Below are 21366 nucleotides of genomic sequence, written 5' to 3'. Positions count from 1 at the left end.
GCAATATGCTGTGGAACAGGCATTGCCAGGGTGAGGGAGAGAGATGAGTAAGATTTTTATGCCATTTAAAGCAAAAATTGACAACCATGCGATATTTCGCCAGTTGGAAATCTTTATTAAGGTGGTTGAATGCAACAGTTTCTCCGTCGCCGCGCAAAAACTGAGCCTGACGCCATCCTCTGTGAGCCGTAGTATTTCGCAACTGGAAGAAAGTCTTGGCGTCGTGCTGCTAAAAAGGACCACCCGCACTTTTATCCTCACCGAGCCGGGTAAATATTTGTTGATCCGCGCGCAACGGCTGTTGGGCGATCTCGATGATTCCCTGATTAACACTTCCAGCTTTCATCAGCATCCACAGGGCCAGCTCAGGATCACCTGTTCCATCGCGTTTGGCGTATCACATCTGATGCGGCTTTACAGCGAGTACCGGGAGTCGTACCCGGATGTGCGGCTGTCGGTCGATCTCAACGATCAGAACGTCAATCTCAACGAAGAGAATTTCGATATTGCTTTGCGCATTACCGCACGGCCGCCGAATAATTTCGCCCTGCGGGAAATATGCAAAATCAACTGGGTGTACTGCGGCAGCAAAACCTATTTCGAACGGCGCGGTATCCCGCAATCGCTGGCCGATCTCGAACAGCATGACTGCTTAATTAACCCGAATGTCTCGGATAACTGGTATTACATCGACGAGCATCACCAGCCCAGGGCGTTAAAGGTAAATAACATTATTGAGGTGAACAGCACGCTGGGGCTACTGAATGCCGCGTTGCATCATCAGGGGATTGTCAGCCTGCCGACCTATCTTCTGGGTGATTATATCGCCCGTGGCGAACTGGTCCCGGTGCTGCTGGACCATGAAGTCAAAGAGCATGAATACAACCTGTATGCGCTGTACCATCCCGGCTATCACCAGGACCCCAAGATTCGCAGTTTTATCGATTTTATGGTGGAAAAGATCACCGCCACGCCGGAGTGGGATCAATGGCTGGAGGCATAAACTGCTCCAGTAAAATAAAACCCGCCAGGCGGCGGGTTGTCACTACAGCTTTTCAATTTGCCGCGAATGCCACGGGCCGAGAATAAACACGGTGATCATCGAACCCAGCAGAGCACACAGCATATCGGATTGCGTATCCCACGGATCGCCCTGCGTGCCTAAAAACTCATCTGCGCCCTGGCCGAGGATCAGCGCCACCCACCACTCTATCAACTCATAGAATGCGCTGATTGCCAGTGCAATACAGCACACCAGGAAACCCAGCATTTTGCGCCCGTTGATAAAGCCGCCGCGAATCAACACTTCCCGCGCCGCCAGCGCCGGGACTAAGCCCTGAAACAGGTGGCCGAGTTTGTCGTAGGGGTTACGGCTGAGGTTCAGCCACTCCTGCACCTCAAACCCGAGGGGAACTTTGGCATACGAGTACATCCCGCCGACGATCAAAATAATCGCGTGGAAGAAAATCAGTACATAAAGTAGAGGCGTCAGCGGGTAGCGCCGGGCGGTTGCCCACAGGATCGGCACCACGATCAGAACCGGGAGGACTTCCATCATCCAGGTGAGTTTGCTGGCGGAAGCGATGCCAGTGACGATAAGCAATACGGCCAGCAGCAGCACGCCGATGGGCAGGTAAACAGGACGGGCAGAGTTCATTAGCGATCCTTCACTCAGGGAAAGGGCATACTATCCGGCTGAAAGCGAAGAAAAACAACGTTGAAAATAGCAGGGGAAAAGGCGCGACATTGCTGTCGCGCCTGTAACTCAGGGGCGGTTAAGGATCTCAGTGGGGATAGGCTCGCCATGATATTTCTGGTAAATGGCGTTCAATTTTCCATTTTTGAGGTTAGCGGCAATCCATTCGTCGAGTTTTGCTTTCAGCTCTGGTTCATTCTTTTTCAGGCCAATGGCTAAATCAAACACGGTTAGCGTCATTTTCGGTTCAAACGCCAGTTTAGGGTTTTGCTTCTTAATCTGATTAACCAGCGTGGCTGATGTTGCGACGGCGTATGCCTGCCCGCTCACGGCAGCCGTGACCATGGTGGCATCGTCATCGTAACGTTGAATGGTTACGCCATTTTTTACGGCGTCTTTGGTCAACATCGAATCCTGTGTTGTGCCCCGTGTTACCGTAATGGCATGCCCTTTCAGGTCGGCCCAGTCGCTGATTTTGGTGGCCGCCGGCGCGCCAATTACAGAGCGCAAGCCTGCATAGGCGCGGCTAAAATCAATCACCTGCGCACGTTGCGGCGTAACGGAGAGCGTGGATATCACGATATCCGCCTTGCCCGTTTGCAGGTTAGGAATACGCGTCGCGCCGGTGGTTTCGATAAATTTCAGTTTCAGCCCCCAGTCTTTCGCTAACAGCTCGGCGGTTTCAACATCGGAGCCAACCGGTTTCATCGACGCATCCAGCATCCCGGAGGGGGGAATGGAGAGATCGGTTGCAACGCGTATCTCGCCCCGTTTTTGAATCTCCTCTAAGGCATTTGCCGAGGCGGGAAGCGTAACGACGGCGGACAGCAGGGTGGCGAGCATGATGATTTTTTTTGCAGGGCTCATTATTATTCTCCTTCTTGGGGATATTGTAGGGTTGAGTAACTCACAAATCGTTGGAAATAAATTCCTGCAACGCCGCTGTGGCGGGCGTTTTCAGGATCTCGACCGTGCCGCTTTCATGGACGGTTCCCTGGTGCATAAAAATAATTTTATCGGCGACCTTACGGGCGAAATTCATTTCGTGGGTCACCATAATCATGGTCATGCCGCTTCCCGCCAGGCGCTCAATCACGCGCAGCACTTCGCCGGTGAGTTTGGGATCTAATGCCGATGTCACTTCATCAAACAGCATCACTTTCGGTTTCATCGCCAGCGAACGCGCGATGGCCGCGCGCTGCTGCTGCCCGCCGGAAAGCTGTTCTGGATAGCTGTCGGCTTTATCCGCCAGGCCGACTTGTTCCAGCACCGAAAGCGCCAGCCGTCTGGCTTCTGCCTTCGCCATTTTTTTGACCGATACCGGGCCGAGCGTGATGTTTTGCTCAATCGTCAGATGGGGAAACAGGTTGTAGCTCTGGAACACAATCCCGACGTCCTGGCGCAGTTTGCGCAGGTCGACGTGGGGATCTTCAACTTTGTGGCCGCAGACCTCAATGCTGCCGCTGTTAATGGTTTCCAGCCGATCAATACAGCGCAGTGCCGTACTTTTGCCTGAACCGCTGGCGCCAATCAGTGCCACGACCTGTCCCTGATTCACTGAAAAAGAGACGTCTTTCAGTACCGGGTTATTGCCAAAGCTTTTTTGTACATTTCTCAGGGTAATGATGGACATAGTATTAACCTTCAGCACTTAATTGATTCGTGGGCTAACTGTTTCCAGAGCCTTAGCTTTCTTCTCTGGCGCGCCCCGCTCAAGCCGGCGGCTTAACACGGACACGGGAAAACAGAGGCAAAAATAGATCGTTGCCACAGTGAGATAGATAATAAATGGCTCAAAGATAGAGTTGTTGATCAGTTGTCCGGCGCGCGCCAGCTCGACAAACCCCACCACGGACGCCAGCGACGTGTTTTTGATGATCTGAACTGAAAACCCTACCGTAGGCGGCGTAGCAAGTTTGATGGCCTGCGGGAGGATGACTTTAAACATGCGCTGCACACGGGACAGCGCCAGGCACTCAGCCGCTTCCCATTGCGCGCGGGGAACCGCCTGGATACAACCCCGCCAGATCTCACCGAGGTAGGCGCTGGCGTAAATCGTCAGCGACACGCCTGCGGCCAGCAGCGGGGAGATCGAATAGCCCAACTGCGGCAATCCGAAATAGACCATAAACATGATAATCAGCAGCGGCGTGCCCTGAATTAACTGCACCCAGGACGCCACCACAACACGGACTATCCGCACCGGTGCAATGCGGCCCAGCGCAATCAGGAAGCCCACCAGACCACCACCGCCGAAGGCCATCAGCGACAGGATTGCGGTCCAGAGGGTGCCTTCCAGCAGAAACTGAATATGCGCGAAGTTAAGGGAAATATTCATCGTCATTACTCCCTAAATCATGGTGCCAAGCCGGCGACGGCGAGGGAAAATGGCAAGGCCAAACAACCAGAACACCAGGCGCATCAACAGCGAGATGGCGATGTAAATGCCCGCCACAATCACGAACGTTTCAAACGGGCGGTAGGTTTCTGACTGAATAAAGTTGGCGGTCGCGGTCAGTTCTTCGGTGGAGATCTGCGAGGTCACCGAGGAGGCCAGCATCAGTAAAATAAACTGGCTGGTCAGCGACGGGTAAACGCGCTCGATCGCGGGGCGGAGCGCCACGTGCCAGTACTGCTGCCATTTGGTTAACCCGAGGGTTTCTGCGGCTTCCCATTGCCCTTTATGCACCGACTCAAATCCGGCGCGCATGATTTCTGCGGTATAGGCACCCACGTTAATCGTCAGCGCAATGACCGAGACGGTGAACGCGGTAAACGAAAACCCCAGGCTGGAAAGGCCAAAGTAAACCAGAAAGATCTGCACCAGAAACGGCGTGTTGCGAATGGATTCGACATAAATTGCCGCGATTCTCGCAAACACTTTGGAGTGAGAGCGTCGGGCCACGGCACAGAGCGTGCCGATAAGAAAACCCGTCACCGTCGTCACGATGGCCAGTTGGGCGGTTAATGTCGCACCGTCCAGTAATAGCTGCCATTGTGAAAGTATTGCTGTGAAATCGAGCATCATGACTTTCGCCCCGGTTAATTGGTTTTTGCGTTCTGCTGGCCGGTCAACCGGTCATAGACTTTGAAAAGTGCCTGGTTGCCGTTGGCTCCTTCACCGTATGCCTGCGCATTCTGGTATTGGGTGGCAACCAGGGCCGTGGCAGGGAGGGGGACCGGATGTTTCTGTGCCGCTTCTAAAACCAGACGCAGATCTTTCATCATTAAATCAATGCGAAAACCAGCGGAGTCGTCGCCTTCGATCATGGCGGGGCCCAGTTTGTCGAGCATCCACGATGCGGCGGATCCACCCAGCAGCACTTCACGCATTTGCGGCAAATTGATATCCCAGGCGCGAGCCAGCGCTAACGCTTCGCAAATCGCCTGAATATTGATGCCGCAAATCAGTTGGTTACACAGCTTCACGGTTTGCCCGGCACCGGATGCGCCCACGTGATTTAACGTGGTGCCCATGGCGCGCAGATAGGGCGTTGCCTGCTCAAAGCCGCGGGCTTCACCGCCTGCCATGATGGTCAGAGTGCCGTTTTTAGCGCCAATCGGCCCGCCGGAGACCGGCGCATCCAGCATGGTCACGCCCGCAGCCGCCAGCTCCTGGCTCAGCTTGCGTGTGGCTTCCGGCGCGATGGTGCTCATATCGACATACAGTTTTCCGCGTGGCGGGACAGCTAACAGCCCCTGCGGACCACGCACGATATCTTCAACCTGCGGGGTGTCCGGCAGCATGGAAATGACGATATCCGCATCGCTGACCGCAGAGGGGATATCATTAACGATTTCAACACCGGACTGGCGCAACGCATCGCCCGCGCCGCTGACAATATCAAACGCGCGCACGGTATAGCCCGCCTGAGCGAGATTGCGCGCCATCTCGCGCCCCATCACGCCTAAGCCAAGAAAGCCAACGATGCCGGAAGTAGCAGTCTTCATCAGGAGTCTCCTTGCTGATTAGTTATGTTGCTCAAGCTGCGCCAGCTTCTCGACGCGGCGGATGAAGTCGGCATCCTGAACAAAGGTTGCCTGCAAAAAGGCGTCAATCAGATCGCGCGCCAGCCAGGGGCCAACGATCTGCGCACCGATACACAACACATTGACGTCATCGTGCTCCACGGACTGATGGGCTGAATGCACGTCATGCCCCACCGCAGCGCGGATGCCTTTGATTTTGTTGGCGGCAATCACCGCGCCCACGCCGGTACCGCATACCAGAATTCCGCGCAGGCCATTGCTTTCGCGGACTTTGCTACACACCGCGAACGCAATATCGGGAAAATCCACAGGCTCAGGGTTATAACTGCCCACATCGTCAATCTGATGGCCCGCTTGCTCCAGCCACTGGATGAGTTCCTGCTTGAGGTGAAATCCTGCGTGGTCACTGCCAATTACGATCTGCATCTGCGTTTCCTTATTAAGGGGGTTAGTCAGCAAAAGGTTGAGAACCCACCATGCGAATGGTGGCGCGACGACGAAAATCGGCGCCAATTTCAAAATGGCGGCTCAGTAAGTCATCGGCTTTGTCTTCGTCTCGTTCGACGATGGCGGCAAAAATGGCGCGGTGGTGATCGATGAGGAACGCTTCAATGCCTTCCACCTGAATAATTTGTTCACGTCTGTCGAGGTGGGAGCGCTGCATCAGCACGCCGATCGACTGATAAATGTTGATAAGCGTTGGCGAGCCCGATGCGTTGACGATGGTTTCATGAAAACGAAAGTCGGCTCGTCCGCCTAATTCCGGTTCATGGATGGTATCGCTGATGTCGCGCAGGCAGGCGGCCAGACGATCGTAATCACTTTGCGTTGCCCGGCGGCAGGCGAGGCGCACAGCCTGGCGTTCAATGGCGATTCGCGCCTGCATCACGTCATCCACCACATTCGGCTGGTGGGCCAGCACGAAGGTAAAGAATTCACCGAAAACCGACACATCAGGTTTTGTCACCACCGTGCCGATGCCGTGACGGATCTCGACGGCACCAATCATCGCCAGGGCTCTTAGCGCTTCCCGCAATACCGGGCGGCTGACGCCTAATCTGGCAGAGAGCTCGCGCTCAGGTAGCAAACTGTCGCCCGCGCGCAACGCCCCGCTTAACAACTGCTCGCGTAAAAATTTAACGACGCGGTCATGACCGCTGCTGCTTTCCGTCTTTTCGCGTTTGATATCCATATGATTTTACCGGTGGTATTAAGTGGTAATACCAATGGTAGATATGTTAATAAATTATTAATGTGATGTTGATCGATAATTAACCTGGTGGTTTTGTGAGCGGGATTGCAATTATCGATTTGACTGGCTGCGGGAGGGAGATCTTCAGGATCGTGAGATCAGCTTTGTAAGCTGTCGTGAATGCCAGCGGCCAAGAATGAACACCGAGAACATCGAACCCAGCAGGGCGCACAGCATATCGGCCTGGGTGTCCCATTCATCGCCCTGGGTGCCGAGGAAATCATCCGCGTCCTTGCCGAGGATCAGCGCCACCCACCACTCGATCAGTTCATAAAAGGCGCTGATGGCAAACGTGACGCAGCACACTAAAAAGCCCAGCATCTTAGCGCCGAGCCGATAGCCGCCGCGTAGCAAAACTTCCCGCGCCGACAGCGACACCACCAGCCCCTGGAGGACGTGACCGATACGGTCATAGGGATTGCGATCGACGCCCAGCCAATCCTGAAGATAAAAACCGACGGGAACGCGGGCGTAGGAATACATCCCGCCAACGATAAGAGAAACGCAGCCGATAAAAATGAGTGAATAGAGCAAGGGTGTGAGCGGGTAGCGTTTTGCGGTTATCCAGAGGATTGGCGCGATGATAAAAAGCGGCATGACTTCGAGCAGCCAGGTGAGTTTGCGCTCGGTGTGGAAGGCGGTGAAAATCATCAGCAATGCCAGCAGCATGATACCTGCGGTGAGAAAAAGCGGACGGGGGGATTTCATCAGCGTTCCTTTATGGTGGTGAAAGTAGGGTTTAGTTGAAAAGGGGGGAAGTGCAAGGTGGGGGGATTTGCGAGATGTATTCTGGATTCGTAAGATACTGCGCCAGCCCTGGTTTAAACCCCTTGCTGTGAGTTTCGGGTAGCAGTATCGTTCACCCGCACCTGCAAAATCAGGTGCCGGGATTGACCTCCTGAAATACTGTTACAGGCGACATGTGACGCGCCAGCGTCGTTGTTATGTCGTGCGCACGGCTACACCTCTATGGCGGGCCGGGCGGGGGCGTCGCGAGACGCGCCGGTTTCCTGTAACGCCGGTAAGGTCAACCCCGCCTGGTTCCGCCACCCGTGAGATTGACCTCTCCAGTGGCGGAAATATCAAACGTTACAGGAGGCTGCCCTTATGGCTACTATCTCTACCCAGACTCAACTATCATCTGAAAAAACCGCGAAAACCCAACGTCGCTACACTGTCGGCTATATGCCTAATCGGGGTGATACCAGCACACCAGCGCTGCATCTGAGCGGAAAATGGTTAAGAGACGCAGGATTTGATACTGGAATGAATGTCACCGTTAAAATTGCTGACGATTGCATTGTATTGATTCTTGATACCAATGAAACGCAGGCGTTGCGTGAAGAGCTAACACTGGCAAAGGCGGCAGTGAAAGAGATGAAGCAGAGGGTATTAAGTTCGCTTTGAAAATATTATTAAAATACAAAGCAAAAACCCGCCTTGTGGGCGGGTTCTTTAAATAGTGGTGCCCGGACTCGGAATCGAACCAAGGACACGGGGATTTTCAATCCCCTGCTCTACCGACTGAGCTATCCGGGCAACGGGGCGCATTAAACCCGATTCACCGTACCGCGTCAACGAAATTTCCGTGGATTCTGTTCAGATGCGCATTATGCCGCCAGGTTGACGACAATCCCATCACTTTACCCACCGAAGAAGTGCATCCACAGGGCTGATATCGGCATGCTGATCACCAGCGCAGGCAGCATATTCACCACCGGGAACATCTTGATGCCGCAAATCCGCAGCCCGGTTGCCAGTAGCAGCACGCCGCCAACGGCGGTGAAATCGGCCATCATGGCGGGCGTAGTAAGCGGCAGGATAATCGCCGCGCACCAGGCGAGGGTTAACTGGATCGCCATCAATGGAAACGCGATAAACGCCACCGCCACGCCGAGCGTGGTGGCGAAAATCATCGCGGTAAAGAAATCGAGAAACGATTTGGCGATCAGGATAGTCGGGTCGCCAGTCATGCCTTCCTGCATCGCGCCAAACACCCCGGTGCCGCTGGCGCAAAACAGAATCAGGATGGCGACGAAGTTCTGAATAAACGCGTCGTGACCACCGTTTTTACCGCCTTTGTCCAGCAGCGAACGCGCTTTGCCTGCGGCGGCGTTAATGCCGCGCTCCATATAGCACAGCTCGCCGATAATGGTGCCGAGCAGGGTGGAGAGCACCATCACCGGCAGGTTGGCGCATTTAACGATCAGCAGCACGCCAATGCCGAGGGAAGCCAGACCAAATATCGATGGCATTGTCACCCGCAGCCGCTCCGGTAATTTTGAACCCAGCAATGCGCCTAATAATCCGCCAATCAGTACGGCGGCACCATTGATAAAAGGACCAGTAACCATGTGTTCTCCCGAGGCGTCTTTTTACCGCCAGACGCGCTAAAAAACCGTATTCTTATTGATGTTACGAATGCGTTTTCATGCGATTAATATGCGTTTTAATGCCTTATGGTTCGTCAAGGTTGCCCCGCTATGCAGGGTATTGCCTGATAGTATCAATAATTTACCTGAATAATCTTTGCCGAATTATGCAGTTTATCGATTGCACCTTGCACGGGCCGGGCAAAGCTGCCATGATTGCGCGAATTTTCCGCTGCCCTGACACGAGGCTTGTATGATGAGGTCGTTTTCCACGCCTGTCACTTACAGACTGCGTTCTGCCATGCAGCCGCTTGCCCGTGCTCTCAGTCCGTTATTGCCTACACTCACCATGCGGTGAGGCCAACGCACGCTCACTCCAGGACATCAGTAAGACCAGATACATTCTGTTTTTACTGATGTCAGGCGGTCGGAGCTGTTTCCAGTTTCACCAAAGACGCCATACCGGGATGAACTCCCTGTGCTTGCCTGTTGGCACTTACTCCCTTTAAGGCTTTTGTTGCTTATGAAATCGTTAAAAATCGCAGCCAGTCACGACATTGCCTGTGCGCTCTCCACCCACCGCGAGGTGGTCACGCTGGATAATACTGACTTTACCGATGTCGCCGCCGTGGTGCTGATCGTTGCCGATACCCGCAGCGGCATTCTGGCGTTGCTGAAACGCACCGGATTTAATCTGCCGGTGTTCGTGCTGAGTGAAACCCCGCTGGAGCTGGACGCGATTACCGGCGTGATTGACGGCAAGGCACAGTCCTTTCTCGAACTGGAAGCCGCTGCCACGCGCTATGAAGAAAACCTGCTGCCGCCGTTTTTCGATACTCTTTATCAGTACGTCGAAATGCAAAACAGCACCTTTGCCTGTCCTGGGCATCAGCACGGTGAATTTTTCAAAAAGCATCCGGCAGGGCGTCAGTTTTACGATTTCTTCGGCGAGAACGTGTTCCGCGCCGATATGTGCAACGCCGATGTGAAGCTGGGCGATTTGCTGATCCACGAAGGCTCGGCCAAACACGCGCAGAAGTTTGCCGCTAAGGTGTTTAACGCCGATAAAACCTATTTCGTGCTCAACGGCACCTCCGCCGCCAACAAAGTGGTGACCAACGCGCTGCTGACCCGTGGCGACCTGGTACTGTTCGACCGCAACAACCATAAATCCAACCATCACGGCGCGTTGATCCAGGCGGGCGCAACGCCGGTGTACCTGGAAGCGGCGCGCAATCCGTTCGGCTTTATTGGCGGGATTGATGAGCACTGCTTCGACGAGGCGTATCTGCGCGAGTTAATCCGCGAAGCCGCGCCGGAGCGTGCCGATGAGCCCCGTCCGTTCCGTCTGGCGGTGATCCAGCTTGGCACCTACGATGGCACCATTTACAACGCCCGCCAGGTGATCGACAAAATCGGCCATCTGTGCGACTACATCCTGTTTGACTCCGCCTGGGTGGGCTACGAGCAGTTTATCCCGATGATGGCCGACTGCTCGCCGCTGCTGCTGGAGCTGAACGCAAACGATCCGGGGATTTTTGTCACCCAGTCGGTGCACAAACAGCAGGCCGGTTTTTCTCAGACCTCGCAAATCCACAAAAAGGATAACCACGTGCGTGGTCAGGCGCGGTTTTGCCCGCACAAGCGCCTGAATAACGCGTTTATGCTGCATGCCTCAACCAGTCCGTTTTATCCGTTATTTGCCGCGCTGGACGTCAACGCCAAGATCCACGAGGGCGAGAGCGGTCGCCGCCTGTGGGCCGAATGCGTGGAACTGGGTATCGAAGCGCGTAAAGCCATTCTCAGCCAGTGCTCGATGATCACCCCTTTTGTGCCGCCGAAGGTGGACGGTAAACCCTGGCAGGAGCATCCCACATCGCTTATCGCCAGTGAACGCCGCTTCTTCAGCTTTATTCCCGGCGAACGCTGGCATGGTTTTGACGGCTATGCCGATGAGCAATATTTTGTCGATCCCTGCAAACTGCTACTCACCACGCCGGGTATCGACGCGCAAACCGGCGAGTATGCCGAATTCGGCGTACCGGCGACCATTCTGGCGAACTACCTGCGCGAAAACGGCCTGGTGCCGGAGAAAGCCGACCTCAACTCGATCCTGTTCCTGCTGACCCCTGCGGAAAGCCCGGAGAAAATGGCGCATCTGGTGGCGCTGCTGGCCCAGTTCGAGCGCCACATCGAGCAGGATTCGCCGCTCTCGGACGTGCTGCCGACCCTCTGGCAAAAATACGCCGTGCGCTATAAAGGCTATACGTTGCGCCAACTGTGCCAGGAGATGCACGACCTGTACGTCAGCTTTAACGTCAAAGACCTGCAAAAAGCAATGTTCCGCAAAGCTGAACTGCCGCAGGTAGTGATGAACCCGCAGGACGCCAACCGCGAGTTTATCCGTGGCAACGTCGAGCTGGTGCGCATTAGCGAAGCCGCCGGGCGCATCGCGGCGGAAGGAGCATTGCCATACCCGCCGGGCGTGCTGTGCGTAGTGCCGGGCGAGGTGTGGGGCGGGGCGGTGCAGCGCTACTTCCTGGCGCTGGAAGAGGGCGTGAATTTGCTGCCGGGCTTCTCGCCGGAGCTACAGGGCGTGTACAGCGAAACCGATGCCGACGGGATCAGGCGGCTGTATGGATACGTGCTGAAAGGCTAAAAAAATGCCGACCCTGTGGTCGGCATTTTTACTTTAATAAGCGCGATCAGGCGCTGTGTGGAACGCTCGCAACGGGCGCTTTCACATGTTTGTATTTGAACAGCGCCACGAACGCGAAGGCCAGAACCAGTGAGTAGCCCGCGAAAATCAGCCACACGGTTTGCCAGTCGGTAATGCCGTTCAGGGTGTAATGCTCAACCACTTTGCCGCTTACCACGCCGCCGAGGATACAGCCGAAGCCGTTGGTCATCATCAGGAACATGCCCTGGGCGCTGGCGCGGATAGCCGGTTTCACTTCCTGCTCAACAAACATCGAACCGGAAACGTTGAAGAAGTCGAAGGCGCAGCCGTAGACGATCATCGACAGAACCAGCAGCACGGTGCCCATTGGTGATGGATCGCCATAGGCGAACAGGCCGAAGCGCAGCATCCAGGCGATGATACTGATCAGCATCACTTTCTTGATGCCGTAACGGCTTAGGAAGAACGGAATAGTCAGGATGAACACGGTTTCGGAAATCTGCGAAATCGACATCAGCACCGAGGCGTGTTGCACGATAAAGCTGCCAGAGAACAGCGGATCCTGATCGAAACTGTGCAGGAAGGTGTTACCAAACATATTGGTAATTTGCAGTTCCGCGCCCAGCAGCATGGAGAAGATAAAGAAAATCGCCATACGCTTGTTTTTCAGCAGCGCAAACGCATCGAGGCCCAGCATGGTAGACCAGCTCTGGTTTTTCTGCTGGTTGGATACCGGCACGTGCGGCAGGGTCAGGGTAAACAGCACCAGCACCAGAGACAGCGCAGCGCCGATGTACAGCTGCATATGGCTCAGTTCGAAGCCGGAGAAGCTCACCGCCCACATCGCCATAATAAAGCCGATGGTGCCCCAGATACGGATAGGCGGGAAGTCGGTGACGATATCGCGCCCGGCCTGCTGCAAACGGTAGTAAGAGATGGTGTTAACCAGACCCAGTGTTGGCATATAGGCCAGCGAGTTAATGAGGATCACCACAAACATCCCGGTTGGCGTGGTGACGTTCGCCGCCATAAACAGCGTCGCGGCGCCGACCAGATGACAGAACGCATACACCCATTTGGCGCTGATCCACTTATCCGCCACGATCCCCAGCAGCGTCGGCATAAATACCGCCGCGATCCCGAGTGAGCTATACACTGCGCCGATGGACGCGCCATCGAACTTCAGGGTGACGAACATGTAGGAACCCAGCGTTGTCAGCCAGCTTCCCCACAAGCAGAACTGCAGAAACGAGAGCACTTTCAGCTGCAGCTTATAATTCATGTTATTTTCCTCACACGAGAAACCAAGATTATGTTGAATTAAAAACATTGAAGGTTGTGAATTGTGCGGATTTTAGCACTGCCATCCCTATGCTTTTTGTTATCTACGACATAATTCTGCAAAAAACTCCGCCTTGCAGATGCGAAATGTGATGTGAGTGGTGGTTTCAAATGAAGAAATGCCACTTCAGGCCAAACGCGGCACAAAAAAATATCCCTCACATGAATGTGAGGGATATAACATTTAACAGGAATTACTTACGGCGATAGCTTTTTTGTGCCGTGTCTACTTTATACAGATAACGGCGTGATTCGGCGGACGGATGGCGTGTGGTCAGGGTTTCATACACATCGCCCGGCTGCATGCTGTTAATAATGCTGGCCGCCTTAATTTTGTCGTTTGAGAACACCCGCAGCACGCTGCCCGCGCCGCCGTTATAAGCGGTAATTACCGCATAACGGCGCGAGGTGGGGTTCTCAATCCCGCCGAGATAGACATTGTTCAATATCGCCAGGTAAGCCGTGCCGGTATCGATATTGCTTTGTGGATCGAACAGGTAGCTACGGCTTGGCGTGCCTGATTTACCCTGCGAGCGGAACACATCTTTGCCCGCGGTATGCTGTACCACCTGCATCAGGCCCAGCGCGTCGGAACGGCTGACTGCATACGGGTTAAAGGAAGATTCAGTCTGCATAATCGCCAGGATCAGCGACTCATCCACACCATATTTACGCGAGGCCTGGCGCACCATTCCCACGTATTTATGGGCACGCTTATCAAGGTGGTTCGGCACCAGGTTAATGGTGATGCTGTAGATAACGCGCAGGCCGTTGCTGCGGCTCTTCATGCGGGTTTGCAGCAGGTAATCGGCAAAGCGCGCCGCACGCCACTGCCAGCGGATAGGCTCGCCGGTGTTGTCCACCACCTGCCCATACAGGAACGGCTGTTTGGAGATTGGAATGTCGTTCACATCCGAATAGAGATCGATAGACCCCGGATCGTCGCCCATCAGTAAAGTGGTGATGATCGCCTGGCGCAGCCGCGCGGCAGGATCGGTGCCGGCAATGGTTTCAACCGTGATGGTGCCTTGATCAAAGTTGATATGGCTGCGGGTCTGGTAGCCGTCGGTATACTTCACGTAGTCCTTCGGCCCGGCAATCAGGACTTCATTAAATCCCCAGATGTTCTCAATATTATGGGCGAACTGCCCCATCAGGATGTCAAAACCGTTGGTATCTTTTTCCAGTTCCGGATTATACGTTTCCGATTTTTTACTGGAACACGAGATGAGTAACGGCGCAATCAAAGCCAGCGCGAGTAATTTTTTCATCATTAAGGGAGTGCGTTGTGTTATTGATGTTGTGTTGTCAAAAAAGGGCCAAAGGCCCTTATTGTTGTTCTGGCGGCGTATAGCCTTCGATGTGAACGTCTTTCCCTTCAAACAGGAAGTTAACCATTTCCTGCTCCAGCAGCTTGCGGTGCTCGGGGTTCATCATGTTGAGTTTCTTTTCGTTAATCAGCATGGTTTGCTTGGTTTGCCACAGCTTCCACGCCTCTTTGGAAATCTCGTTATAGATGCGCTTGCCCAAATCGCCCGGATAGAGTTGGAAATCCTGGCCTTCGGCGTCGCGCTGCAGGTAGGTACAAAAAATCGTTCTGCTCATAGTTAGTCCTCACTATCATGGCGAAGGGGTTGAGTTACAACCGGCTCCGCGTGTAATTGTTGCAACAAACGCTCAACCGGGGCGGCAAGCCCAACGGATGGCGGCTGTGCCAGGTTATACCAGAGTGCGCTCTCTTCCTCCACGCAAGACGCCTGCGAGGACACAGAAAGCCACATGGGTACGATATCCAGATGGAAGTGGCTGAAAGTATGGCGAAACGCGTTAAGTTGCGTCAGATTATCGGCCTTAATGTTACGTTTCGCCAGCCAGTCGCGCAGACTCTCTTCGCTGTCAAACTGCGGGAAACAATACAGCCCGCCCCATAACCCCACCGGCGGGCGCTGGGTCAGGCGCACGGTGTTGTTCTGCTGCATCAGCAGAAAATAGCCGACCTTTTCCGGCAGCACCTGCTTCGGTTTTTTACCCGGATAACGGGCCCAGGTTTGCGTGGCGTACGCCACGCAGCCGAGCTGTAACGGGCACAGTTCGCACTTCGGGCGCGAGCGGGTACACACCATCGCGCCTAAATCCATCATCGCCTGGTTAAAGCGCTCCACGCCTTGTGCAGGGGTAACGGCTTCACTCAGCGACCAAAGTTTTTTCTCTACCTCTTTCTTACCCGGCCAGCCTTCTACGGCGTAGCAGCGCGCCAGCACCCGTTTTACGTTGCCATCAAGGATAGGAAAGTGTTGACCGAGCGACAGCGACAAAATTGCGCCTGCGGTGGAACGGCCCACGCCGGGTAGCGCGGCCACTTCATCAAAGGTCTGCGGGAACGTGCCGCCGTACTGTTCGGCGACCCTTTTCGCCGCTTTATGTAGATTGCGGGCGCGGGCGTAATAACCGAGCCCGGTCCACAGGTGCAGCACTTCATCCAGCGGCGCGTTCGCCAGGTCGGTAACGGTGGGAAAGCGCGCCATAAAGCGGGTAAAATAAGGAATAACCGTGGCGACTTGCGTCTGTTGCAGCATCACTTCGGACAGCCATACTTTGTAAGGCGTTTTTTCGATCTGCCAGGGGAGGGTTTTACGCCCATATTTGTCGTACCAGTCGAGCACCTGGCGAGAAAATTGCTGCGCTTGCATCATGAACGCGTGGCATCCGGCTTAGAGTTTCAGGGCCCAGATTGCAGCACAGAGCGAAAAGGCTGTAAACCGGAACTTTCCTGTGCTTGCATCCCATGACTATCTTTGGATAATGCCGGTTTGCTTTTCCATTCACTGACACAGATAGAAACCATGAATAACGACGTCATTTCACCGGAATTTGATGAAAGCGGCCGCCCGCTGCGCCGTATCCGCAGCTTTGTCCGCCGTCAGGGGCGCCTGACCAAAGGGCAACAGCACGCGCTGGATAACTACTGGCCGGTGATGGGCGTTGAGTTCACTCCCGCGCCGCTCGATTTTACCGCGCTGTTTGGTCGCACCGCGCCGGTCACTCTGGAAATCGGCTTTGGCATGGGGGCCTCGCTGGTGGCGATGGCAAAAGCCAACCCGCACCAGGATTTCTTAGGGATTGAAGTGCATTCGCCGGGCGTAGGCGCCTGCCTGAGCCTGGCCCATGAAGAGGGCGTGGAAAACCTGCGCGTGATGTGCCATGACGCGGTTGAAGTGCTGCAAACCATGATCCCGGATAACGCCCTTAATATGGTGCAGTTGTTCTTCCCGGATCCGTGGCACAAAGCGCGCCATAACAAGCGCCGCATCGTCCAGGCCCCGTTTGCGGAGCTGGTGAAGAGCAAATTAACGCTCGGCGGCGTGTTCCATATGGCGACCGACTGGGAACCTTATGCCGAACATATGCTCGAAGTGATGTCGTCTGTTGAAGGTTATAAGAACCAGTCTGAAAACAACGACTACGTACCGCGCCCGGAATCGCGTCCGGTAACCAAATTTGAACAGCGTGGCCATCGTCTTGGTCACGGCGTATGGGACTTAATGTTCGAGAGGGTGAAATAATGGCAAAGAACCGCAGCCGTCGTTTACGTAAAAAGATGCATATCGATGAGTTTCAGGAGTTGGGATTCTCGGTAGCCTGGCGTTTCCCGGAAGGCACCAGCGAAGAAGTCGTGGATAAAACCGTTGATGACCTGATCAATGAAGTGATCGAGCCGAATGGTCTGGCCTTTGACGGCAGTGGTTATCTTGCCTGGGAAGGTCTGGTCTGCAAGCAGGAAATCGGTAAGTGTACCGAAGAAGATCAGGCGCTGGTGCGCAAATGGCTTGAAGATCGCAAGCTCGAAGAGATCCGCTTAAGCGATCTGTTCGATGTGTGGTGGGATTGATTACACTGACTAACGGGCCGGTTTGGCCCGTTTTGCTTTATAGGGAGTCGATATGATGCGTAAAGCGCTTCTGGGCGCATTGCTGGTAACGGCGATGCAGGCTCAGGCCGAATACAAATGCAGCGTCACGCCGCGTGACGATGTCGTGCTCAGTCCGCAAACCGTGCAGGTGGTTGGCGAAAACGGCAACCTGGTGATTGGCCCTGACGGTAGCGTACAGTTTAACGGCCAGCAGAAAAACCTGACCGCCGCGCAGCGTCAGCAGGCGTTGAACTATCAAAAAGCCTTACGGACCGATCTGCCGTGGATCCAGCAGGGCGCATTAAGCCGCGTTGAAAAAGGGCGGGTGGCGCTGGACCGGGTGATCACCCAGGAAGTCGGCGCGAGCAGCAATATGCGCACTCGCCTGACCAGCCTTGATGCCCAGCTTAAAGCGCAGATGAACCGCATTATCGAACAGCGCAGCGACGGGCTGACGTTCCACTATAAAGCCATTGAGCAAGTGAGGGCCGACGGTCAACAACTGGTGAACCAGGCGATGGGCGGCATTCTGCAGGACAGCATTAACGAGATGGGTGCCAAAGCGGTGCTGAAAGGCGGCGGCAACCCGTTGCAGGGCGTGCTGGGTAGCCTGGGCGGATTACAAACGGCGATCCAGAACGAATGGAAAACCCAGGAGCAGGATTTCCAGCAGTTCGGCCGTGATGTTTGCCAGCGCGTGATTTCACTGGAAGATCAGCGTACTAAGCTGGTTTCCACCCTGAAATAAAGCGGAAGTGCCATGAAAAAGTTACAGATTGCCGTGGGCATTATCCGTAACGCTGATAACGCGATTTTTATTACCCGTCGCGCGGCTGATGCCCATATGGCTAACAAATGGGAGTTTCCCGGCGGTAAGATTGAAGCGAACGAAACTCCGGAGCAGGCGCTGATCCGCGAACTTCAGGAAGAAGTGGGGATTAACGCTCAACAACCGTCGCTGTATGAAACCCTGGAATATACCTTCCCGGACCGGCACATCACCTTGTGGTTTTATCTGGTCGAAGCGTGGCAGGGAGAACCCTGGGGTAAAGAGGGGCAGCCTGGAGAATGGGTTGCAGCGAGCACGCTGGACGCGGCGGCGTTCCCACCTGCCAATGAGCCAGTGGTGGCACGGCTCATTGCGGATGCGAACGCGCGTTAACGTGCCCAGACGATAAAAAAATCGGGGTGGTATTGCTGAATACCACCCCGTTTTTTTATTCGCGATCCAGCTCGCTCCAGTCGTCGCTGTCGTTTAAATCGCTCTGGCTGGGGATACGTTTTTCCTCTGCCGCCCATTCACCTAAATCAATCAGCTGACAGCGTTTCGAGCAAAACGGGCGAAACGGGCTGGATTCATTCCAGATAACCGGTTTGCCGCAGGTGGGGCAATTTACCGTAGTGGTTTCCGTCATTTTGCCTCCTTAGCAACAGGCCAGTTCAAAATCCAGACGCTCAGGCACGCGGCCATTTTCGCTGTCAATCGGCATAAAGCGGATGGCAAAACGGCTTTTATGCCCGGAAATCTGCGGATACAGTTCGTCGCTCATGTTCAGCGTCAGGCGCAGCAAATCCGCGTCGTCGCCGTTATCCTGGAAGAAGCCGTTCAGACTGGTTTGCTTACGGAACGGCGCGGAATGGCGAATAAGATCGAGCACCTTTTCCAGCGCGAAACGCAGCGGGTCGAGACTGCTGAACCAGCGGTTAACCTGGGCGTCGCGCGCTTCCTGGGGCATATGCAGCCAGAAATGCAGGCTCGGTAAATCAAAACTACAGCAACCTCCGGGGATGCTGAGACGCTGGCGCACCAGGCCGATCAGGCGGTCTTCACGCAGCGCCTGGCCCAGACGGGGCGCGGCCATCAGCGTGACGCTGTGTTCTTTAAGTTCCTTACGCAACGCATGGATGCGATCGTTATCGACGCCCGGCACTTCGGCCCAGTTTTGTAATTTGCGTTGTTGGCGTTCCAGTTCTTTAAGCATTTCGGTGCGGACATCGCCGCGCTCAAACACATCCATTAATTCGCCCATATTGCGGAAAAAATGCAGTGCTGAAGCATGATCGGTCACGGTCAGGCGTGACATCACCTGCTGAATAAGAAATTCGATACGCAGCCAGGTGCGCATTTTTTCATTCAGCGGATGTTCGAAGAGAATGTGGTTGTGCATTACTGATTTTCCTGTTGCACGGCTTGTGCGGCCAACTGCATATAACGTTGATGCAAGCGCTTCACCTCGGCATCAACGGCGTCTGGCCTGCCGCTATTGTCTATTACATCATCGGCGACGGCTAAGCGCGCTTCCCGGCTTACCTGGGCGGCGATGATTTGCTCGGCATGTATACGTGACACATTATCACGTTGCATAGTGCGTATTATCTGAGTTTCAGGATCGACATCGACAACCAGCACCCGGTCGGCTTTTTTATGCAGTTGATTTTCCACTAACAGCGGAACCACCCACAGCACGTAGTTGGATGTGGCGCGCGCCATTTCATCCTGGGTTTCCTGATGGATCAGGGGGTGCAATAACGCATTGAGCCAGGCTTTTTCCTGCGGGTTGGCGAAAATGCGCTCGCGCAGTTCCCGGCGATTCAGCGTGCCGTCGGGCAGCAGCATGGCCGGGCCAAAACGTTGGACGATGGCTTTTAACGCGGGTTTTTCTGGTTCAACGACATTTCGGGCGATGATATCGGCATCAATAACGGTAATTCCCAGTTGCGCGAACTTGTTGGCTACGGTGGTTTTCCCACTTCCGATGCCGCCCGTTATCGCTACTGTGTAAACCATAAACCAATCCCGATTGTCGTGTTCTGATGTGATCGCCAGTCTTTTCATGGCCTTGCAAAGGCCCGCGAAACAGGAAAAATTTTCCGTATTCGCAAGACGGTGATTTCTGCCTGGCGGCAGGTAAATTTATAGGATTGTAGCGTAAAAAAGAGCGTTTTCGCAGTCTTGCGGAGCCACAATTAGTGCGTATGATAGCGTCACTGGAGTTGGTAGTTGTACCGCCGCTTATATTTACGCGTTCATCGCCATTTACCAGGAATTCGCTCATGCGTATTGAAGAAGATCTGAAGTTAGGTTTCAAAGACGTTCTTATCCGCCCTAAACGTTCCACCCTCAAAAGCCGTTCCGATGTCGAACTGGCTCGTGAATTTACCTTCAAGCACTCTGGTATCCAATGGTCTGGCGTACCTGTTATTGCCGCAAACATGGACACGGTTGGCACCTTCGGCATGGCGAAAGCCCTGGCGGGGTTCGATATTCTGACGGCGGTGCATAAGCATTACTCCGTAGAAGAGTGGCAAGCGTTTATCGATAGCGTGGATGCTAACGTTCTTAAGCACGCCATCGTCTCTACCGGCACCTCTGAGGCTGATTTCGAAAAAACCAAACAGATCCTGGCGCTTAACCCGGGCCTGAATTTTATTTGCATCGATGTCGCGAACGGCTATTCCGAACACTTCGTACAGTTTGTCACCAAAGCGCGTGAAGCGTGGCCGAATAAAGTGATCATCGCGGGTAACGTGGTGACTGGCGAAATGTGCGAAGAACTGATCCTCTCCGGTGCGGATATCGTTAAAGTCGGTATCGGCCCAGGCTCCGTGTGCACTACCCGCGTGAAAACCGGTGTGGGTTATCCGCAGCTTTCCGCTGTGATTGAATGCGCTGACGCGGCACACGGTCTTGGCGGCCAGATCATCAGCGACGGCGGCTGCACCACACCGGGCGATGTTGCCAAAGCTTTCGGCGGCGGCGCGGACTTTGTTATGCTCGGCGGTATGCTGGCCGGTCACGATGAGAGCGGTGGCACTGTGGTTGAAGAGAACGGCGAAAAATTCATGCTGTTCTATGGCATGAGCTCGGAATCTGCCATGAACCGCCACGTTGGCGGCGTTGCCAAATACCGTGCCGCTGAAGGCAAAACCGTGAAGCTGCCGCTGCGTGGCCCGGTCGAATACACCGCGCTAGATATCCTGGGCGGTCTGCGTTCAGCCTGCACCTACGTGGGTGCCTCTCGTCTGAAAGAGCTGACCAAGCGCACCACCTTTATCCGCGTTCAGGAGCAAGAGAACCGCGTATTCAATAGCCTGTAATTTTGGGCTTGCTGTAGCGAAGAGCAG

At 54.5% G+C, this 21366-nt stretch carries 25 protein-coding genes and 1 tRNA gene; 8 read left to right on the top strand and 18 right to left on the bottom strand.

Going from position 1 to position 21366, the window contains the following annotated elements; genetic code table 11:
• Positions 1–43 precede the first annotated feature (43 nt).
• Positions 44–1003, top strand: a complete 960-nt coding sequence (locus tag ACVV26_RS18375) for a LysR family transcriptional regulator (protein ID WP_312981610.1) — start codon at positions 44–46, stop codon at positions 1001–1003.
• Between the two features lie 42 nt (positions 1004–1045).
• On the opposite strand, the gene ACVV26_RS18370 is transcribed toward ACVV26_RS18375, so the two are convergent.
• The 9 genes from ACVV26_RS18370 to ACVV26_RS18330 all read right to left on the bottom strand — a co-directional run bounded on the left by ACVV26_RS18370 (position 1046) and on the right by ACVV26_RS18330 (position 7646).
• A complete protein-coding gene (locus tag ACVV26_RS18370; RefSeq protein WP_474798627.1) occupies positions 1046–1657 on the bottom strand; it encodes a DUF2238 domain-containing protein in 612 nt (203 codons plus the stop codon).
• Between the two features lie 108 nt (positions 1658–1765).
• Positions 1766–2563 carry a transporter substrate-binding domain-containing protein gene (locus ACVV26_RS18365; RefSeq protein WP_474798625.1) on the bottom strand — a complete coding sequence of 266 codons (798 nt, stop codon included), beginning with the start codon at positions 2561–2563 and terminating at the stop codon, positions 1766–1768.
• A gap of 40 nt (positions 2564–2603) precedes the next feature.
• The gene (locus tag ACVV26_RS18360) at positions 2604–3329 is read right to left on the bottom strand and encodes an amino acid ABC transporter ATP-binding protein (protein ID WP_312981606.1); all 726 of its coding nucleotides are present in this window, start codon (positions 3327–3329) and stop codon (positions 2604–2606) included.
• A gap of 18 nt (positions 3330–3347) precedes the next feature.
• Entirely contained in the window at positions 3348–4034 is a 687-nt protein-coding gene (locus ACVV26_RS18355) for an amino acid ABC transporter permease (RefSeq protein ID WP_312981603.1), read from the bottom strand.
• A gap of 12 nt (positions 4035–4046) precedes the next feature.
• Complete coding sequence (locus ACVV26_RS18350; protein ID WP_312981600.1) at positions 4047–4724, bottom strand: amino acid ABC transporter permease; 678 nt, start codon at positions 4722–4724, stop codon at positions 4047–4049.
• Between the two features lie 14 nt (positions 4725–4738).
• Positions 4739–5647, bottom strand: coding sequence for an NAD(P)-dependent oxidoreductase (locus ACVV26_RS18345; RefSeq protein ID WP_474798624.1), 909 nt, complete (start codon positions 5645–5647; stop codon positions 4739–4741).
• Between the two features lie 18 nt (positions 5648–5665).
• Complete coding sequence (gene rpiB / locus ACVV26_RS18340) at positions 5666–6112, bottom strand: ribose 5-phosphate isomerase B (RefSeq protein ID WP_474798623.1); 447 nt, start codon at positions 6110–6112, stop codon at positions 5666–5668.
• Between the two features lie 22 nt (positions 6113–6134).
• A complete protein-coding gene (locus tag ACVV26_RS18335; RefSeq protein WP_312981594.1) occupies positions 6135–6878 on the bottom strand; it encodes a FadR/GntR family transcriptional regulator in 744 nt (247 codons plus the stop codon).
• A 144-nt stretch (positions 6879–7022) separates the two neighbouring features.
• Positions 7023–7646 (bottom strand): DUF2238 domain-containing protein, encoded by a 624-nt coding sequence (locus ACVV26_RS18330; protein ID WP_474798622.1) that lies wholly within the window; start codon positions 7644–7646, stop codon positions 7023–7025.
• 399 nt (positions 7647–8045) lie between these two features.
• Here ACVV26_RS18330 and ACVV26_RS18325 point away from each other — a divergent pair, with 399 nt between their 5' ends.
• The gene (locus ACVV26_RS18325) at positions 8046–8345 is read left to right on the top strand and encodes a SymE family type I addiction module toxin (protein WP_474798621.1); all 300 of its coding nucleotides are present in this window, start codon (positions 8046–8048) and stop codon (positions 8343–8345) included.
• 56 nt (positions 8346–8401) lie between these two features.
• Here the strand turns inward: ACVV26_RS18325 and ACVV26_RS18320 are convergent.
• Positions 8402–8477: transfer RNA gene (locus ACVV26_RS18320), tRNA-Phe, on the bottom strand.
• Between the two features lie 104 nt (positions 8478–8581).
• Positions 8582–9292, bottom strand: coding sequence for a DUF554 domain-containing protein (locus tag ACVV26_RS18315; RefSeq protein ID WP_474798620.1), 711 nt, complete (start codon positions 9290–9292; stop codon positions 8582–8584).
• Positions 9293–9833: 541 nt separating this feature from the next.
• Here ACVV26_RS18315 and ACVV26_RS18310 point away from each other — a divergent pair.
• Positions 9834–11969 (top strand): ornithine decarboxylase, encoded by a 2136-nt coding sequence (locus ACVV26_RS18310; protein WP_474798619.1) that lies wholly within the window; start codon positions 9834–9836, stop codon positions 11967–11969.
• Positions 11970–12015: 46 nt separating this feature from the next.
• Here the strand turns inward: ACVV26_RS18310 and ACVV26_RS18305 are convergent, their stop codons facing one another.
• From ACVV26_RS18305 to mutY, 4 genes are all read right to left on the bottom strand, one after another.
• Positions 12016–13272 carry a nucleoside permease gene (locus ACVV26_RS18305; RefSeq protein WP_474798617.1) on the bottom strand — a complete coding sequence of 419 codons (1257 nt, stop codon included), beginning with the start codon at positions 13270–13272 and terminating at the stop codon, positions 12016–12018.
• 253 nt (positions 13273–13525) lie between these two features.
• Entirely contained in the window at positions 13526–14602 is a 1077-nt protein-coding gene (gene mltC / locus ACVV26_RS18300) for a membrane-bound lytic murein transglycosylase MltC (protein ID WP_312981826.1), read from the bottom strand.
• A 58-nt stretch (positions 14603–14660) separates the two neighbouring features.
• Complete coding sequence (locus ACVV26_RS18295) at positions 14661–14936, bottom strand: oxidative damage protection protein (RefSeq protein WP_002436827.1); 276 nt, start codon at positions 14934–14936, stop codon at positions 14661–14663.
• 2 nt (positions 14937–14938) lie between these two features.
• Complete coding sequence (gene mutY / locus ACVV26_RS18290; RefSeq protein ID WP_474798616.1) at positions 14939–16024, bottom strand: A/G-specific adenine glycosylase; 1086 nt, start codon at positions 16022–16024, stop codon at positions 14939–14941.
• Between the two features lie 150 nt (positions 16025–16174).
• Here mutY and trmB point away from each other — a divergent pair, with 150 nt between their 5' ends.
• From trmB to mutT, 4 genes are read left to right on the top strand one after another with little or no spacing between them, the layout of a single operon-like run.
• Entirely contained in the window at positions 16175–16894 is a 720-nt protein-coding gene (gene trmB / locus ACVV26_RS18285) for a tRNA (guanosine(46)-N7)-methyltransferase TrmB (RefSeq protein ID WP_474798615.1), read from the top strand.
• Positions 16894–17220 carry a YggL family protein gene (locus ACVV26_RS18280; RefSeq protein ID WP_474798614.1) on the top strand — a complete coding sequence of 109 codons (327 nt, stop codon included), beginning with the start codon at positions 16894–16896 and terminating at the stop codon, positions 17218–17220. The genes trmB and ACVV26_RS18280 overlap by 1 nt, the downstream gene beginning before the upstream one ends.
• Before the next feature lie 52 nt (positions 17221–17272).
• Positions 17273–17989: a YggN family protein gene (locus tag ACVV26_RS18275; protein ID WP_312981562.1), complete on the top strand. Its 717-nt coding sequence runs from the start codon at positions 17273–17275 to the stop codon at positions 17987–17989.
• Positions 17990–18001: 12 nt separating this feature from the next.
• Positions 18002–18403, top strand: coding sequence for an 8-oxo-dGTP diphosphatase MutT (gene mutT / locus ACVV26_RS18270; protein ID WP_474798613.1), 402 nt, complete (start codon positions 18002–18004; stop codon positions 18401–18403).
• A 55-nt stretch (positions 18404–18458) separates the two neighbouring features.
• On the opposite strand, the gene yacG is transcribed toward mutT, so the two are convergent.
• From yacG to coaE, 3 genes are read right to left on the bottom strand one after another with little or no spacing between them, the layout of a single operon-like run.
• Entirely contained in the window at positions 18459–18656 is a 198-nt protein-coding gene (gene yacG / locus ACVV26_RS18265) for a DNA gyrase inhibitor YacG (RefSeq protein ID WP_312981548.1), read from the bottom strand.
• A gap of 9 nt (positions 18657–18665) precedes the next feature.
• Entirely contained in the window at positions 18666–19409 is a 744-nt protein-coding gene (gene zapD / locus ACVV26_RS18260) for a cell division protein ZapD (RefSeq protein ID WP_312981546.1), read from the bottom strand.
• Positions 19409–20029 carry a dephospho-CoA kinase gene (gene coaE, locus ACVV26_RS18255; RefSeq protein WP_474798612.1) on the bottom strand — a complete coding sequence of 207 codons (621 nt, stop codon included), beginning with the start codon at positions 20027–20029 and terminating at the stop codon, positions 19409–19411. The genes zapD and coaE overlap by 1 nt, the downstream gene beginning before the upstream one ends.
• Positions 20030–20295: 266 nt before the next feature.
• Here coaE and ACVV26_RS18250 point away from each other — a divergent pair, with 266 nt between their 5' ends.
• A complete protein-coding gene (locus ACVV26_RS18250; RefSeq protein WP_474798611.1) occupies positions 20296–21339 on the top strand; it encodes a GMP reductase in 1044 nt (347 codons plus the stop codon).
• The last annotated feature ends 27 nt before the right edge of the window (positions 21340–21366 follow it).

The sequence above is a fragment of the Atlantibacter sp. MEI4A-1023 genome (assembly GCF_056155425.1).
This window is presented reverse-complemented; position numbering and strand designations above follow the sequence as displayed.

Excerpts from the sequence above, each read along its gene's own strand:
- ACVV26_RS18350 (WP_312981600.1), bottom strand. The coding sequence starts at position 4,724 with ATGATGCTCGATTTCACAGCAATACTTTCACAATGGCAGCTATTACTG.
- ACVV26_RS18310 (WP_474798619.1), top strand. The coding sequence starts at position 9,834 with ATGAAATCGTTAAAAATCGCAGCCAGTCACGACATTGCCTGTGCGCTC.
- yacG (WP_312981548.1), bottom strand. The coding sequence starts at position 18,656 with ATGACGGAAACCACTACGGTAAATTGCCCCACCTGCGGCAAACCGGTT.
- ACVV26_RS18275 (WP_312981562.1), top strand. The coding sequence starts at position 17,273 with ATGATGCGTAAAGCGCTTCTGGGCGCATTGCTGGTAACGGCGATGCAG.
- ACVV26_RS18355 (WP_312981603.1), bottom strand. The coding sequence starts at position 4,034 with ATGAATATTTCCCTTAACTTCGCGCATATTCAGTTTCTGCTGGAAGGC.
- ACVV26_RS18280 (WP_474798614.1), top strand. The coding sequence starts at position 16,894 with ATGGCAAAGAACCGCAGCCGTCGTTTACGTAAAAAGATGCATATCGAT.
- mltC (WP_312981826.1), bottom strand. The coding sequence starts at position 14,602 with ATGAAAAAATTACTCGCGCTGGCTTTGATTGCGCCGTTACTCATCTCG.
- ACVV26_RS18315 (WP_474798620.1), bottom strand. The coding sequence starts at position 9,292 with ATGGTTACTGGTCCTTTTATCAATGGTGCCGCCGTACTGATTGGCGGA.
- ACVV26_RS18360 (WP_312981606.1), bottom strand. The coding sequence starts at position 3,329 with ATGTCCATCATTACCCTGAGAAATGTACAAAAAAGCTTTGGCAATAAC.
- trmB (WP_474798615.1), top strand. The coding sequence starts at position 16,175 with ATGAATAACGACGTCATTTCACCGGAATTTGATGAAAGCGGCCGCCCG.
- ACVV26_RS18305 (WP_474798617.1), bottom strand. The coding sequence starts at position 13,272 with ATGAATTATAAGCTGCAGCTGAAAGTGCTCTCGTTTCTGCAGTTCTGC.
- ACVV26_RS18365 (WP_474798625.1), bottom strand. The coding sequence starts at position 2,563 with ATGAGCCCTGCAAAAAAAATCATCATGCTCGCCACCCTGCTGTCCGCC.
- ACVV26_RS18325 (WP_474798621.1), top strand. The coding sequence starts at position 8,046 with ATGGCTACTATCTCTACCCAGACTCAACTATCATCTGAAAAAACCGCG.
- zapD (WP_312981546.1), bottom strand. The coding sequence starts at position 19,409 with ATGCACAACCACATTCTCTTCGAACATCCGCTGAATGAAAAAATGCGC.
- mutT (WP_474798613.1), top strand. The coding sequence starts at position 18,002 with ATGAAAAAGTTACAGATTGCCGTGGGCATTATCCGTAACGCTGATAAC.
- ACVV26_RS18370 (WP_474798627.1), bottom strand. The coding sequence starts at position 1,657 with ATGAACTCTGCCCGTCCTGTTTACCTGCCCATCGGCGTGCTGCTGCTG.
- ACVV26_RS18335 (WP_312981594.1), bottom strand. The coding sequence starts at position 6,878 with ATGGATATCAAACGCGAAAAGACGGAAAGCAGCAGCGGTCATGACCGC.
- ACVV26_RS18295 (WP_002436827.1), bottom strand. The coding sequence starts at position 14,936 with ATGAGCAGAACGATTTTTTGTACCTACCTGCAGCGCGACGCCGAAGGC.
- ACVV26_RS18345 (WP_474798624.1), bottom strand. The coding sequence starts at position 5,647 with ATGAAGACTGCTACTTCCGGCATCGTTGGCTTTCTTGGCTTAGGCGTG.
- rpiB (WP_474798623.1), bottom strand. The coding sequence starts at position 6,112 with ATGCAGATCGTAATTGGCAGTGACCACGCAGGATTTCACCTCAAGCAG.
- coaE (WP_474798612.1), bottom strand. The coding sequence starts at position 20,029 with ATGGTTTACACAGTAGCGATAACGGGCGGCATCGGAAGTGGGAAAACC.
- mutY (WP_474798616.1), bottom strand. The coding sequence starts at position 16,024 with ATGATGCAAGCGCAGCAATTTTCTCGCCAGGTGCTCGACTGGTACGAC.
- ACVV26_RS18250 (WP_474798611.1), top strand. The coding sequence starts at position 20,296 with ATGCGTATTGAAGAAGATCTGAAGTTAGGTTTCAAAGACGTTCTTATC.
- ACVV26_RS18375 (WP_312981610.1), top strand. The coding sequence starts at position 44 with ATGAGTAAGATTTTTATGCCATTTAAAGCAAAAATTGACAACCATGCG.
- ACVV26_RS18330 (WP_474798622.1), bottom strand. The coding sequence starts at position 7,646 with ATGAAATCCCCCCGTCCGCTTTTTCTCACCGCAGGTATCATGCTGCTG.